At 60.8% G+C, this 12675-nt stretch carries 14 protein-coding genes; 8 read left to right on the top strand and 6 right to left on the bottom strand.

The genetic code is table 11. The features are described from left to right. Positions 1-92 precede the first annotated feature (92 nt). The 3 genes from ALFI_RS09660 (at position 93) to ALFI_RS09650 (ending at position 3382) form a co-directional block, all read left to right on the top strand. Positions 93-1100 (top strand): NAD(P)H-dependent glycerol-3-phosphate dehydrogenase, encoded by a 1008-nt coding sequence (locus ALFI_RS09660; protein WP_014775674.1) that lies wholly within the window; start codon positions 93-95, stop codon positions 1098-1100. A gap of 7 nt (positions 1101-1107) precedes the next feature. Next, on the top strand, positions 1108-2439 hold the full coding sequence (locus ALFI_RS09655) for a glucose-6-phosphate isomerase (protein ID WP_014775673.1): 1332 nt from the start codon (positions 1108-1110) through the stop codon (positions 2437-2439). A gap of 136 nt (positions 2440-2575) precedes the next feature. Beyond that, complete coding sequence (locus ALFI_RS09650) at positions 2576-3382, top strand: rubrerythrin family protein (protein WP_244264960.1); 807 nt, start codon at positions 2576-2578, stop codon at positions 3380-3382. A gap of 21 nt (positions 3383-3403) precedes the next feature. Here ALFI_RS09650 and ALFI_RS09645 read toward each other — a convergent pair whose 3' ends face one another. Together ALFI_RS09645 and ALFI_RS09640 are read right to left on the bottom strand one after the other, a co-directional pair. Next, positions 3404-4294 (bottom strand): PHP domain-containing protein, encoded by an 891-nt coding sequence (locus ALFI_RS09645; protein ID WP_014775672.1) that lies wholly within the window; start codon positions 4292-4294, stop codon positions 3404-3406. 124 nt (positions 4295-4418) lie between these two features. Further along, positions 4419-5144, bottom strand: a complete 726-nt coding sequence (locus tag ALFI_RS09640; RefSeq protein ID WP_009596327.1) for a YebC/PmpR family DNA-binding transcriptional regulator — start codon at positions 5142-5144, stop codon at positions 4419-4421. Positions 5145-5296: 152 nt separating this feature from the next. On the opposite strand from ALFI_RS09640, the gene ALFI_RS09635 reads away from it, so the two are divergent. The 3 genes from ALFI_RS09635 (at position 5297) to ALFI_RS09625 (ending at position 6774) form a co-directional block, all read left to right on the top strand. Then, the gene (locus ALFI_RS09635; RefSeq protein WP_014775671.1) at positions 5297-5674 is read left to right on the top strand and encodes a VOC family protein; all 378 of its coding nucleotides are present in this window, start codon (positions 5297-5299) and stop codon (positions 5672-5674) included. A 117-nt stretch (positions 5675-5791) separates the two neighbouring features. Next, complete coding sequence (locus ALFI_RS09630) at positions 5792-6373, top strand: L-threonylcarbamoyladenylate synthase (protein WP_014775670.1); 582 nt, start codon at positions 5792-5794, stop codon at positions 6371-6373. Between the two features lie 5 nt (positions 6374-6378). Further along, entirely contained in the window at positions 6379-6774 is a 396-nt protein-coding gene (locus tag ALFI_RS09625; RefSeq protein ID WP_014775669.1) for an acyl-CoA thioesterase, read from the top strand. On the opposite strand, the gene ALFI_RS09620 is transcribed toward ALFI_RS09625, so the two are convergent. Further along, positions 6771-7724, bottom strand: a complete 954-nt coding sequence (locus ALFI_RS09620; protein ID WP_014775668.1) for a DMT family transporter — start codon at positions 7722-7724, stop codon at positions 6771-6773. The genes ALFI_RS09625 and ALFI_RS09620 overlap by 4 nt on opposite strands. A gap of 49 nt (positions 7725-7773) precedes the next feature. Here ALFI_RS09620 and ALFI_RS09615 point away from each other — a divergent pair, with 49 nt between their 5' ends. Further along, a complete protein-coding gene (locus ALFI_RS09615; protein WP_014775667.1) occupies positions 7774-8712 on the top strand; it encodes a DMT family transporter in 939 nt (312 codons plus the stop codon). 57 nt (positions 8713-8769) lie between these two features. On the opposite strand, the gene ALFI_RS09610 is transcribed toward ALFI_RS09615, so the two are convergent. The 3 genes from ALFI_RS09610 to ALFI_RS09600 are packed head-to-tail and all read right to left on the bottom strand — an operon-like array spanning position 8770 to position 11578. Next, positions 8770-10179, bottom strand: a complete 1410-nt coding sequence (locus ALFI_RS09610) for a CCA tRNA nucleotidyltransferase (RefSeq protein WP_014775666.1) — start codon at positions 10177-10179, stop codon at positions 8770-8772. Between the two features lie 4 nt (positions 10180-10183). Continuing rightward, positions 10184-10837: a GDSL-type esterase/lipase family protein gene (locus ALFI_RS09605; protein WP_014775665.1), complete on the bottom strand. Its 654-nt coding sequence runs from the start codon at positions 10835-10837 to the stop codon at positions 10184-10186. Positions 10838-10864: 27 nt separating this feature from the next. Further along, entirely contained in the window at positions 10865-11578 is a 714-nt protein-coding gene (locus tag ALFI_RS09600; RefSeq protein WP_014775664.1) for a pyridoxine 5'-phosphate synthase, read from the bottom strand. A 180-nt stretch (positions 11579-11758) separates the two neighbouring features. Here ALFI_RS09600 and ALFI_RS09595 point away from each other — a divergent pair, with 180 nt between their 5' ends. Beyond that, positions 11759-12637: an NAD(+)/NADH kinase gene (locus tag ALFI_RS09595; RefSeq protein ID WP_009596378.1), complete on the top strand. Its 879-nt coding sequence runs from the start codon at positions 11759-11761 to the stop codon at positions 12635-12637. Positions 12638-12675: the final 38 nt, after the last annotated feature.

Here is a 12675-nt window from a genome sequence, read left to right as displayed (position 1 = left end):
CCGGACAAAGGTAACAAAAAGCGAGGGATATTTTTACATTTTTTTATTATTTTTTTTGATTACATTTGTAGACCGAAACAATCGATCCTTACATGGAATACAAAATCGGAAAAGAGGCCCGCTGCGCCGTGATCGGCTACGGCAGCTGGGCGACGGCCATCGTGGGGCTGCTCGCCGCGAACGAAGCCCGCGTAGGCTGGTACGTCCGCAATCCCGAAGTGCTAGAAGGACTGCTCGGCGAAGGCCGCAACCCCCGCTATCTGAGCGACGTGGAGTTCGACCGCCGGCGCATCGCCCCCTCCGACGACCTCGACGAGGTGGTCCGCGAAGCCGACATCGTCATTCTGGCCACTCCGTCGGCCTACCTCAAGACGTTCCTCGAACCGCTGACGGTCTCGCTGCAGGACAAATTCGTCGTCTCGGCCATCAAGGGCATCGTTCCCGGCGACTACAAGACCATCGTCGAATACGTTCACGACCGCTACGACCTGTCGTACAAACAGATCGGCATCATCACCGGCCCGTCGCACGCCGAGGAGGTCTCGCGCGGCAAGCTCTCCTACCTCACGGTGGTCTGCACCGACCCGGAGAACGCCCAGATGCTGGGCGAGAAATTCGCCACGGACTACATTCACCTGAGCTACTCGACCGACCTGTACGGCATCGAGTACGCCGCCATCCTGAAAAACATCTACGCCCTCTCGGTCGGCATCGCCGTCGGGCTGGGTTACGGCGACAACTTCCTCGCGGTGCTGATCGCCAACAGCGCCGGAGAGATGCGCCGTTTTCTGGAAGAGAGCTATCCGGCCGAGCGCGACACGCTGGTGTCGGGCTATCTGGGCGATCTGCTGGTGACCTGCTACTCGGTCTACAGCCGCAACCGGCGGCTGGGACTGCTCATCGGCCACGGCTGCACGGTCAAAAGCGCCCTCAACGAAATGACGATGGTCGCCGAAGGCTACTTCGCCGCCGACTGCATCCGTCACATCAACGCCCGCCACAAGATCGAAATGCCGATCGCCGAAATGGTTTACAACGTGCTCTACCAAGGGGCTTCGGCGCGCAAGTGCATGAAAGAACTGACATCCAAATTAATTTGACAATAACATGGAAACTCTGAAATTAGACATCTCCAAAACGGGCGTTACGGTTTCGGCCGCAATGCAGGCCAAGGCGCAGGCGGCCAACGCCCTGCTCGAATCGGGCAAGGGCGCCGGCAGCGACTTCCTCGGCTGGGTGCACCTGCCCTCGTCGATCACGCCCGACCGGATCGAAGCCATCGAGAAGCAGGCCGCGAAGCTCCGCGAGAAGGCCGAAGTGATCATCTGCATCGGCATCGGCGGCTCGTATCTGGGCGCCAAGGCCGTGCTCGAAGCCATGAGCGATTCGTTCAAGTTCCTGCACAAGAAGCGAACGGAACCCGTCGTGGTGTTCGCAGGCCAGAACATCTCGGAGGATTACACCCACGAACTGCTCGAAGCCGTGAAGGAGTACTCGATCGCCACGATCGTCATCTCCAAGTCGGGAACCACGACCGAACCGGCCATCGCCTTCCGCCTGATCAAAGCCGAGATCGAAAAGCGTTACGGCAAGCAGGAAGCCGCCGAGCGCATCGTGGCCATCACCGACAAGGCGCGCGGCGCGCTGAAGACGCTCGCCGACAACGAGGGCTACCCGACGTTCGTCATTCCCGACGACGTGGGCGGACGCTTCTCGGTGCTGACTCCCGTGGGCCTGCTGCCGCTGGCGGCCGCCGGCGTGGACATCGCCGCACTGGTGCGCGGCGCGCAGGAGATGGAGCGCGCGACGGCCGACGGCACGCCGTTCGAAAAGAACCCGGCGGCAGTTTACGCAGCCGTGCGCAACGAGCTGTACGAAGGCGGCAAGAAGATCGAGATTCTCGGCTCCTACGAGCCGAAGCTCCAATACATCAACGAGTGGTGGAAACAGCTCTACGGCGAGAGCGAAGGCAAGGACGGCAAGGGCATCTTCCCGGCCAGCGTGACGCTGACGGCCGACCTGCACTCGATGGGACAGTATATTCAGGACGGCGAACGCACGCTGTTCGAAACGATCATTTCGGTCGCCGAACCCGCCGGCAAGGTAGTCGTCGAAGCCGACGGAGAGAATCTCGACGGCCTCAACTTCCTCGCAGGCAAGCGCATTTCGGAGATAAACCGCATGGCCGAGCTGGGCGTGCAGCTGGCCCACGTGGACGGCGGCGTCCCGAACATCCGCATCGAGATTCCGCAGATCGACGCGCATGCCGTCGGCTCGCTGCTCTACTTCTTCGAGCGCGCCTGCGGCATCAGCGGCTACATCCTCGGCGTCAATCCGTTCGACCAGCCCGGCGTGGAGGCGTACAAGAAGAATATGTTCGCCCTGCTGGACAAACCCGGCTACGAAGAGGCTTCGAAAGCCATCAAGGCACGGCTGTAACAGTCGCACATAAGGCAAGAAGGCGGAGTCTCCGGACTCCGCCTTTTTATTTTGCCCGAATCTACCGGGGCCGTCCATGAAAAACAGCTTCCCGTTGGCACAAAAAATGCTTCCGGAAATTTATTCCACCGTCGATATGATTATGAAAGGACGTCCGTTATTGGTTCTGCTGCTGTTCGCGGCATCGGCAGTCATCCTCGCAGGGATGTACTACGCCGCGACGCGCGAGGGAACGACGACACGGCAGGACAAATGGGCCGGCGTGCTGTCGGACCTCGACGCATGCAGCCGCCGCAAGCACGTCAAATCGGCACAGTACGACCATTTCGCGGGCATCGCCCGGCAAGAGCGGGAGCACGACGCCGAACGGCTGTTCCGGGCCATGGCCCACGCCGAGCGACTTCAGGAGTACAACTGCGCCAACGCCATCGTCCGGCTCGGCGGCCGCTACGCACCGCCGGAGCGAGTCACCGTCTTCCACGGCACGACCGACGACAACCTGCGCCGGAGCATCGACTTCGCACGCCGTCCGCCGGAGGGGCTGCATGCAGACGACATCGAGCGCGCCCTGCAAAGCGGCAACCGCTATGCGGCCCGCGTGCTGATCTGGGCGAGGTCCGGGGACATGCGGCATCTGGCGCTGATGGAGACCTGCCGCCGCCGGCTGGCGGCCAACAGACCTGCGGGCACACAGGGCAACATCGCCGGCAGGAGGGCAAATAATGGCACGGCAGGCGCCCCGGCGAACGGGACGGCCCGCGCTTCAGGACGCGGAACAGCAGAAGGTTCGGAAAACAGTCGGCCGGACGCTACGGCAGACAACGCCCCGAAAGGCTATCTGGTCTGTCCGACCTGCGGCAACATCTATCCGGCGGGGTGCAGCGATTCCTACTGCCCCTGCTGCCTGACCGACGGGCGGAGGTTCGTCGCGTTCGAAGATTGACGCGCCACCGAATCCGGATTTTCACACGCCTTTCGCGAGCCGCGCGACCGAATCGGCAAGAGAGGATTCCCAGCGCGCGTCGCATCCGAACCGCCCGACATGGATCAGGGGCTTGGTTTTGCCGTGGAAATCGCTGCCGCAGGTCATCAAGGCCCCACGGCGCCGGACCAGCGGCGCGAAATAGGCGATCTGCCGATCATCGTGGTAATTATTGAAAACTTCCAATCCCTCGGCCCCGCGCTCCAGCAACTTCTCGACGATACGCTCCCGGCCCCGCAGATTGAGTCCGGGATGCGCGACCACCGGCACGCCCCCGTTGTCGCGAACCAGCTCGACGGCGTCGCGGAAGTTCATATATTCCATCGGGACGAAAGCGGGCCTGCCCTGCGCGCCGAAGTCGAGGTAAAAGTTGATATAGGGCATATCTCCGCGCACGCCGCCCTCCCGGTAGGGAGCCAGCAGCGGCGTATCGCACGCGGCGTCGGAGAGCATCACTTCGGCGATCAGCTCCATCGTCGGCAGTTTGCCCGCCGCGGCGGCCAGCACGGCCTGCTCATCGACGGCGAAGCCCAGCCGACGGAGCTTCCCGACCGTCTCGCCGAACGACGCCATGACCTTGGCGGCGACGGTCTCTTCCAGCGCACGGAAATCGGGAGACTTCCAGTCGATGCCATAGCCCAGCAGATGCAGGTCCGTACCCTCGAAGCTGCAATCGATCTCGATACCCGGCACAAACTCCAATCCGGCGTGCAAAGCCCCGTCGCAGGCTTCGTCCAGCCCCCGCACGGTGTTATGGTCCGTCAAGGCGAAGAGGTCAACGCCCCCGGCGGCGCATTTGCCGACGATGTCGGCGGGACGGAACTCTCCGTCGCTGCTGTATTGCGAATGAATATGTAAATCGGCACGAATCATAAGCTACAATTATTACGGGCGCCCCTTTCAGGAATATAAAGATAAGGACAAACGGCCGCAAAACAAAATCCGCCCCGGACGGGCTTGCCGTTCGGGGCGGACCGTATCGTCCTGAGGCGGGAAACTACTCCTCCTCGACCTCCTTCATGTTGTGGTAAACGTTGGTCACGTCGTCGTCCTCTTCGAGTTTCTCGACGAGTTTCTCGATCGACTCGCGGCCTTCGGCGTCCAGTTCCTTCGTATCGGTGGGCAGGTAAACCGACTCTCCCGACACGATCTCGTACCCCTTGTCGTCAAGCCATTTCTGAATGGCGCCGAACGACTCGTAGGGGGCGTAAACCGTAACGCCGTCCTCTTCGGGATAGAACTCGTCCACACCCAGATCGATCATCTCCAGTTCGAGCTCCTCCATATCGACGCCTTCGGCCGGGCGGAACTTGAAGACGCACTTGTGGTCGAACATGAACGCCACGCTGCCGCTGTTGCCCAGCGTACCGCCGCATTTGTTGAAATACATGCGCACGTTGGCCACGGTGCGGTTGGTGTTGTCGGTCGCGGTCTCCACGAGGAATGCGATGCCGTGCGAGCCGTATCCTTCGTAGATGACCTCCTTGTAATCGGCGGCATCTTTCTCGGTGGCGCGCTTGATGGCGCGTTCGACGTTCTCCTTGGGCATGTTCTCGGCCTTGGCATTCTGCATCAGAATACGCAGACGGGTGTTGCCCGAAGGATCGGGTCCGGCGGCCTTGACCGCGATCTCGATCTCTTTTCCCAGTTTGGTGAACGTGCGGGCCATATGTCCCCAACGCTTCATTTTACGCGCTTTGCGATACTCAAAAGCTCTTCCCATATGAATTTTTCGTTATTATTTTTCGTTCGTGGTGCAAAGGTATAAAATTAAGAATTAAAAATTAAGAATTACGGCCAAAATTTATTATGCGCGGCGCGTATGCGGATTTTGGGATATTTGTGTAATTTTGCGCAGCACTAAATCCGGTAATTATGGAAATCAAAAGCAGATTCGACCATTTCAACATCAACGTCACCGACCTCGGACGCAGTCTCCAATTTTACGACAAGGCGCTGGGCCTGAAAGAAACAGGCCGCAAGGAAGCGGGCGACGGAAGCTTCATACTGGTTTATCTGGGCGACGGGGAGACGGGATTCCGCCTCGAACTGACATGGCTGCGCGACCACGCCGGCGCCTATGAACTGGGCGAAAACGAGAGCCATCTCTGCATGCGCGTGGCGGGCGATTACGACGCCGTCCGCGAATACCACCGCGCCATGGGCTGCATCTGTTACGAGAATCACGACATGGGGCTTTATTTCATCAGCGATCCCGACGACTACTGGATCGAGGTGCTGCCCGTAAAATAAGCGGAATACCCATACGGCGTCATTCACGCGCCGCCGGCCGAAGCCGCGGCGCGCGAAACGGCGCAAAACCGCAGCGCATGCGGCCCGAAGGGCGGCGGCGCGTCAAAACAAACACCTATGCAAAACAACACCGAATTGCAGCGGGAGGCCGATGAGGCGGTCCGCGTGATGAAAGCGGGAGGCATCATCCTCTACCCCACCGACACGGTCTGGGGGCTGGGCTGCGACGCGACCAACGCCGAAGCCGTGGAGCGCATCTACAAACTCAAACGGAGCGAAAACAAGAAGTCGATGCTCATGCTGTGCGCGTCGGCCGACATGGTCGTGCGCTACGTAAACAAGGCTCCCGGCATCGCGTTCGAGGTCATGGAGCTGGCGACCAGCCCGCTGACGGCGATCCTTCCGGGAGCGGCCGGCGTCGCCGAGAACCTGATTCCCGAAGAGCGGACGCTCGGCGTGCGGATTCCCGACCACGAATTCTGCCGCCGGATACTGCGGGGGCTGGGGCGGCCCGTGGTCTCGACCTCGGCCAACATTTCGGGCGAGGCGACGCCCGCAGGACTCGCCGAAGTGTCGCGCGAGATCATCGACGGCGTCGATTTCGTCGTCAATCCCCGCTTCGAGGGCAAGCCCACGAAAAAGGCGTCGTCGATCATCGCCTTCGGCGAGGGCGGCGAAGTGAAAATCATACGCGAATAACACACATGGCAAAAACGTTGGAAACCTCCATCCAGAAGCGCTTCTCGGACGTCGATCCGTTCCAGCATGTGAACAACGTCTCGCAGCAGATGTATTTCGACGTGGGAAAAATGGAGTATTACGAAAAGATACTCGGCGACGAGGTGCTGCTCGGCGATCTGCGCATCGTCACCGTCTCCACTTCGACCTCGTACATAGATCAGATCCGCCTGCACGACAGGGTGCGCGTCACGACCACCTGCGAGAAGATCGGCAACAAAAGCCTCACGCTCTTCCAGCGGCTGCTCGCCGGCGACCGGGTGTGCAGCGAGAGCCGCTCGGTGATGGTCGCATTCGACTTCTCGCGGCAGCAAAGCATGCCCGTGCCCGATGCGTGGCGCGAACGCCTGCTGGCGGACTAGGCCCGCAGTTTCCCGTCGCTGCCCACGGGCGGCAGTCCGTGGCGGACGTAATACTTATAGCCGATCACCACCAGCACCACGCCTGCGAAGATGAAGACAAGGGCCACGACGTTGGCCGTGTCGAAGACGGCCTGACCGCGGACGATGGCCAGAATTCCGGCGGTCACCGGCTGGATATAGCGGTAGAGCGCCGTATGGACCGAGGTGAGTTTCTCCGTACCCCGGTACAGCAGGTACATGGGCAGGACCGTGCCCAGAATCAGGATATAGGCCAGTTCGGCCTGCGCCTGAAGGGGCAGTTTCAGGAACTGCGTATGGGCGATGTATTTCCAGAAGAATGGCGCCGTCACGGCCAATCCGATGATGTAGTACCACCCCATCACCACCAGCGTTCCCAGCCGTTCGAGCTGGGGTTTGATAATCACCGTATTGATGGCGATCGCCACCACGGCAACCAGTACCAGCGCATTGCCGTAGGCGCGGCTGCCGTGGGTGAGCACGAACCCGTGGTCGAAGAGCAGGACGGCGGCGCCGATCAGGGCGCAGACGACGCCCACGACCCGCGCCCTGATGTATTTGTGCGGGTGCATCAGGTGGTCCGTGATCAGCGTCACGGCGGGACCGAGGGTCGAGATGATCGAAGCGTCGATGGGCGAGGTGTAGGACGATCCCCACAACAGCATGTACATCCAGCCGTAGACAATCAGCATCGTGACGATCAGGATATTGCCCGCGTCGCGCCAGCGGATGCGGAACGACTGCTTCGAGAAGAGCGCGAAGGGAATGAAGAACACCGCCGCCGAAAGGACCTGAAGCATGAATATCTGCTGGAAGTCCAGATAATTGCGCGTAAGGGAGACATAGAACGAAAAGTTCGCTCCGAAAAAGAGGTTGGCAAATACCAGATCGATATTGTAACGCGTTTTGCTCACGGGAATTCCGAGGGGCAATTATTACACCAAATTTTACCTATATTTGCCGCGTCAATCCCGCAATGACATGGACAAAGGAAAACTGAAAGGCCACGCGGCTCTCTGGGTCGCAAATCTCGTCTGGGGCCTCAACGCGCCGATCGGCAAGAGCGTGCTCTGGTCGGAGAGCAATCCCGGCGGGGTCAGTCCGTTCGCACTGAGCGTCTACCGCATGCTGGGCGCCTGCCTGCTATTCTGGAGCGTTTCGTTTTTCCTGCCCCGCGAGAGAGTCGCACGGCGCGACATCGTGCTGCTGCTCTTCGCGTCGGTGTTCGGCATCCAGCTCAACCAGATGCTTTTCCTCTGGGGGCTGTCGCTCACCTCGCCCATCGACTCGTCGATCATCGCCACGGTGGTCCCCGTACTGACGATGGTGCTGGCGACGCTGTTCCTGCGCGAGCCGATCACATGGCTCAAGGCGGGCGGCGTGTTCCTCGGCTGCGCCGGGGCGCTGCTGCTGATTCTGGTCAGCCGGCACGGGACGGGGCACACGAGCAGCGTCAAGGGCGACGTATTGTGTCTCGTCAGCGCGGTCAGCTACGCCACCTACCTCACCGCTTTCCGCAACGTAATCGTCAAATATTCGCCCGTAACGACCATGAAGTGGATGTTCCTCTTCGCGGCCGTCGTCGCTGCCGCGGTCTATTACCGGCCGCTCACGGCGGTGGACTACGCCGCGCTCGCGCCCCGGACATGGGCCGGAATCGGCTACGTGGTCGTCTGCTCGACCTTCCTCTCCTACTTCATGGTGCCGATCGGACAGCGTTACCTGCGGCCCACGGTGGTGTCGATGTACAACTACGTACAACCCGTCGTGGCGGTGCTTTTCTCGGTTGCAATCGGTCTCGACTCCTTCGGGTTCACCAAGGCCGCAGCGGCCCTGTGCGTCTTCGCCGGGGTCTGGCTGGTGACCAAATCCAAATCGCGGGCGCAGGTGGAGGCGGAAGCGGGCATGAAAAAAGGTTGAGTATCTGCAACTCAACCTTTTGATTTACAAATACGCCCTGAACGGACAAGACCGTTTTCAGAGGTTCTGAACCGCGGCTTTGGTCAATCCCTTCTCCGCCGCCAGCCGCTCCATCAGGGCGTAGGCCGCGTCGTAATCGTTGGGAATTTCGCCGTCGAGAATGGCGTTCTTGATCACCTCCTTGATGTCGCCGATGGCACGGCAGGGACCGATGCCGTAGGTCTGCATGATGATCTCGCCCGTGATCGGCGGCTGGAAGTTGCGGATGCGGTCGCGCTCCTCCAAATCCTTCATCTTGCGGCGCACCAGCTCGAAATTGGCCAGATAGCGTTTGACCTTGGCGTCGATGCCCGAAGTGATGTCGGCTTCGCACAGGATCATCAGCTGCTCCACGTCGTCGCCCGCCTCGAACAGCAGACGCCGCACGGCCGAGTCCGTGACCAGATCTTCGGAGAGGATGATCGGCCGCAGGTGGAGGAAAACCAGCTTCTGCACGAATTTCATATGCTCGTTGAGCGGCAGCTTCAACTGCCGGAAGATCGCCGGCACCATCTTCGAGCCGAGGACCTCGTGGCCGTGGAACGTCCAGCCGACCTTGGGATCGTAAGCCTTCGTCAGCGGCTTGGCGATGTCGTGCAGCACGGCGGCCCAGCGCAGCCACAGATCGCCGCTGCGGCGGGCGACGTTGTCCAGCACCTTGAGCGTATGGATAAAATTGTCCTTATGGGCATGCGCGCCCCGCTTCTCGACGCCCTTGAGGTTGTGCATCTCCGGGAAAATCAGCTCCAGAAGCCCCGTCAGCTCCAGCAGTTCGAAGCCCATCGAGGGTACGGGCGAAAGGACGATCTTGTTAAGTTCCGCAGCGATGCGTTCGCGCGACACGATCCGGATGCGGTGCGCATTGCGGCGGATGGCGTCGAAGGTCTCGCCTTCGATCGTGAACCCCAACTGCGACGCGAAGCGCACGGCCCGCATCATGCGCAGCGGGTCGTCCGAGAAGGTAACGTCGGGATCGCACGGCGTGCGGATGACGCACTCTTCGAGGTCGTCCATGCCGTCGAACGGGTCGACCAGCTCGCCGAACGAACCGGCGTTGAGCGACCACGCCATGGCGTTGATCGTGAAGTCGCGGCGGCGCTGGTCGTCTTCGAGCGTGCCCGCCTCGACCTGCGGTTTGCGCGAATCCTGCGTATAGGACTCACGGCGGGCGCCCACGAACTCGACCTCGACGCCCTTGTGGCGGAGCATGGCCGTGCCGAAGGTCTTGAATACCGAGACCTTGGCGTGCAGTTCGCTGCCCAGCGCTTCGGCCAGCGCGATACCGCTGCCCACGACCACCACGTCGATGTCGGTCGAGGGGCGGCGCAGGAAATGGTCGCGCACGTAACCGCCTACGACGAAAGCCCTCACGCCCTGCTCCTCGGCCAGACGCGAGATTCGCCGGAATATGGGATTCGTCAGCGGCACGCGGCTACCTCACGAATTTTTCGATCACCGTCTTCCACGCCAGATAGCCCTCGCCCATCAGGTGCAGGCCGTCGTTGGTGTACTGCTTGTCGAGCATGCCCTTCTCATCGACCAACGCGGAATAGACGTCGACATACATCACGTTCTTGCGCCCTTCGCAAAGCGTTTCGAGCAGCTTGTTGGTCTCGATGATCTCGGCGCCCTTCTTCCAGTGGTTCTTCGGCTTGGCCTTCGTATCCACGCCGTTTACGGGAAGGATGCTCTGCACGTAGATCTTCGTCCACGGCGACTCCTCGGCGAAACGGTCGAGCAGTTTTTCGACATTGGCGGCGACCTCTTCGGGCGCGATGCCGACGGCCAGATCGTTTGTGCCGATCATCAGGAACAGCTTTTTGGGATGGCCGTTGATGATCGGATCGAGCCGGTCGAGCAGCCAGCCGGAACGGTCGGCGCTGATGCCGCGGTTCTTGACATGGCGGTTGTTGAACAACTCGGCCCACTCGCCGCCGTCGGTGATGCTGTTGCCGAGGAAAACGATGTCGTTGCCGCGAATCGGCAACTGCTCGAAAAGACTGCGTTTCTGGTAGTTGTATTCGCTCTGGGCGAACGATGCGGCAGCAAGGAGAAGCGCCGCGGCAAGGAGAACGATTTTTTTCATGGTCGGCTTCTTTTTATCATTTTCTATTTATCGGAGTTCGCGTTTGTAAAGCTGGACCGTGTTTTCCAGCCCGTAATAGAGCGCGTCGCAGATCAGCGCGTGGCCGATCGAGACTTCGTCGGTCCACGGGATGCGGCTGACGAAAAAGCGCAGGTTTTCGAGATTGAGGTCGTGTCCGGCATTCAGGCCGAGTCCCTGACGGCGGGCCTCCTCGGCCGCCGCGAGATAGGGCGCCAGCGCGGCTTCGGCGCCGGCGGGGTATTCGCGGGCGTAGGCCTCGGTATAAAGCTCCACGCGGTCGGCGCCGCAGGCCTTCGCCCCGGCGACCATCGCCGGATCGGGATCAACGAAAACCGAGACCCGGATGCCTTTCTCATGGAACCGCGCCGTGACTTCGGTCAGGAATCCGCGGTTGGCGAGCGTGTCCCACCCGGCGTTCGACGTAATGGCGTCGTGGGCGTCGGGCACGAGGGTCACCTGCGTCGGCACGACCTCCAGCACCAGATCGACGAAGCTCGGAATCGGATTGCCCTCGATATTGAATTCGGTGGCGAGGACCCGTTTCAGGTTCCGCACGTCCTCGTAGCGGATGTGGCGGGCGTCGGGACGCGGATGGACCGTGATGCCTTCCGCGCCGAAACGCTCGATATCGAGGGCCGCACGGACCACGTCGGGAAGATTTCCGCCGCGCGAATTGCGCACCACGGCAATCTTATTGATGTTTACACTCAACTTTGTCATAAAATTCGCTATATTTGCATTCGGGACCCGTCTGCGGCCGCTGCCGGATGAAGCCGGAATGCGGACTGCGCCGTCCCCGATGTTGAACCAAGTTGCGCCGGGCGATCCGGACGAGGCACGAACCGGCTTCCTGTATCGTCTTGGCGTGGTAAAGTTACTTATTTTTTCGAAACTCCGCCGATGAAAATCATACTTTTTTCCCGCCGCCAGCTGCCTCACACCGCCGGGGAGATCTGCCAGCTGTTCGAAGCCTTCCGCATTTTCGGATTCGACTACGCCGTCAACGAGGAGTTCGCGCCTCTGGCCGAAGAGCTTACGGGCATCCGCATTCCGCCGGAAAAGATCTACGGACAATGCACGGGCAAACAGCCTGCCAATTCGGTGATGGTCTGCTACGGCGGCGACGGCACGCTGCTCGAAGGCGTGCACCGTCTCTGCGGCGCACCGATTCCCGTCATGGGCATCAACGCCGGGCATCTGGGCTTCCTGACCAGCGCCCCGTCCGCCGGCCTGAACCTGATCTTCAAGGAGATCGCGGAGGGGCGTCTCACCACCGAGGCCCGCTCGATGATCGAAGTCACGGGCGATTACGCCGAGCAGCCCGACACCACGCTGGCGCTCAACGAATTCACCGTACAGCGCCACGGCGCAGGCATGATCTCGGTCGAAACCTACGTGGACGACCAGATGGTCGCCACCTACCACGGCGACGGCGTCATCTTCTCGACGCCGACCGGCTCGACGGCCTACTCGCTCAGCGCGGGCGGCCCGGTCGTAGCCCCGACGTGCGCCTGTCTGGTGATCTCGCCGCTGGCGCCGCACAACCTGACGATGCGCCCCGTGGTCATTCCCGACACCGCCGTCATCACGCTTCACGTACACACGCGCCGCTCGGACGCATTCGTCACTCTGGACAACCGCGTCTATGCCGTCGGGCAGGAGGCGACATTCACCGTCAAACGCGCCGAACAGAAGATTTTTTTGGCCGTACCGCACAATATATCATTTTACGACACGTTACGGAATAAAATGATGTGGGGCATCGACATCCGCAGTTAATGCCCTGCACAAAAACGGTGTAAAGTTGTTCATTTAAT

It is taken from the genome of Alistipes finegoldii DSM 17242 (assembly GCF_000265365.1).
In the GTDB taxonomy this organism is placed as follows: domain Bacteria; phylum Bacteroidota; class Bacteroidia; order Bacteroidales; family Rikenellaceae; genus Alistipes; species Alistipes finegoldii.
This window is presented reverse-complemented; position numbering and strand designations above follow the sequence as displayed.

Coding starts and splice junctions, on each gene's coding strand:
- ALFI_RS09660 (WP_014775674.1), top strand. CDS start 93: ATGGAATACAAAATCGGAAAAGAGGCCCGCTGCGCCGTGATCGGCTAC.
- ALFI_RS09655 (WP_014775673.1), top strand. CDS start 1,108: ATGGAAACTCTGAAATTAGACATCTCCAAAACGGGCGTTACGGTTTCG.
- ALFI_RS09650 (WP_244264960.1), top strand. CDS start 2,576: ATGATTATGAAAGGACGTCCGTTATTGGTTCTGCTGCTGTTCGCGGCA.
- ALFI_RS09645 (WP_014775672.1), bottom strand. CDS start 4,294: ATGATTCGTGCCGATTTACATATTCATTCGCAATACAGCAGCGACGGA.
- ALFI_RS09640 (WP_009596327.1), bottom strand. CDS start 5,144: ATGGGAAGAGCTTTTGAGTATCGCAAAGCGCGTAAAATGAAGCGTTGG.
- ALFI_RS09635 (WP_014775671.1), top strand. CDS start 5,297: ATGGAAATCAAAAGCAGATTCGACCATTTCAACATCAACGTCACCGAC.
- ALFI_RS09630 (WP_014775670.1), top strand. CDS start 5,792: ATGCAAAACAACACCGAATTGCAGCGGGAGGCCGATGAGGCGGTCCGC.
- ALFI_RS09625 (WP_014775669.1), top strand. CDS start 6,379: ATGGCAAAAACGTTGGAAACCTCCATCCAGAAGCGCTTCTCGGACGTC.
- ALFI_RS09615 (WP_014775667.1), top strand. CDS start 7,774: ATGGACAAAGGAAAACTGAAAGGCCACGCGGCTCTCTGGGTCGCAAAT.
- ALFI_RS09605 (WP_014775665.1), bottom strand. CDS start 10,837: ATGAAAAAAATCGTTCTCCTTGCCGCGGCGCTTCTCCTTGCTGCCGCA.
- ALFI_RS09600 (WP_014775664.1), bottom strand. CDS start 11,578: ATGACAAAGTTGAGTGTAAACATCAATAAGATTGCCGTGGTGCGCAAT.
- ALFI_RS09595 (WP_009596378.1), top strand. CDS start 11,759: ATGAAAATCATACTTTTTTCCCGCCGCCAGCTGCCTCACACCGCCGGG.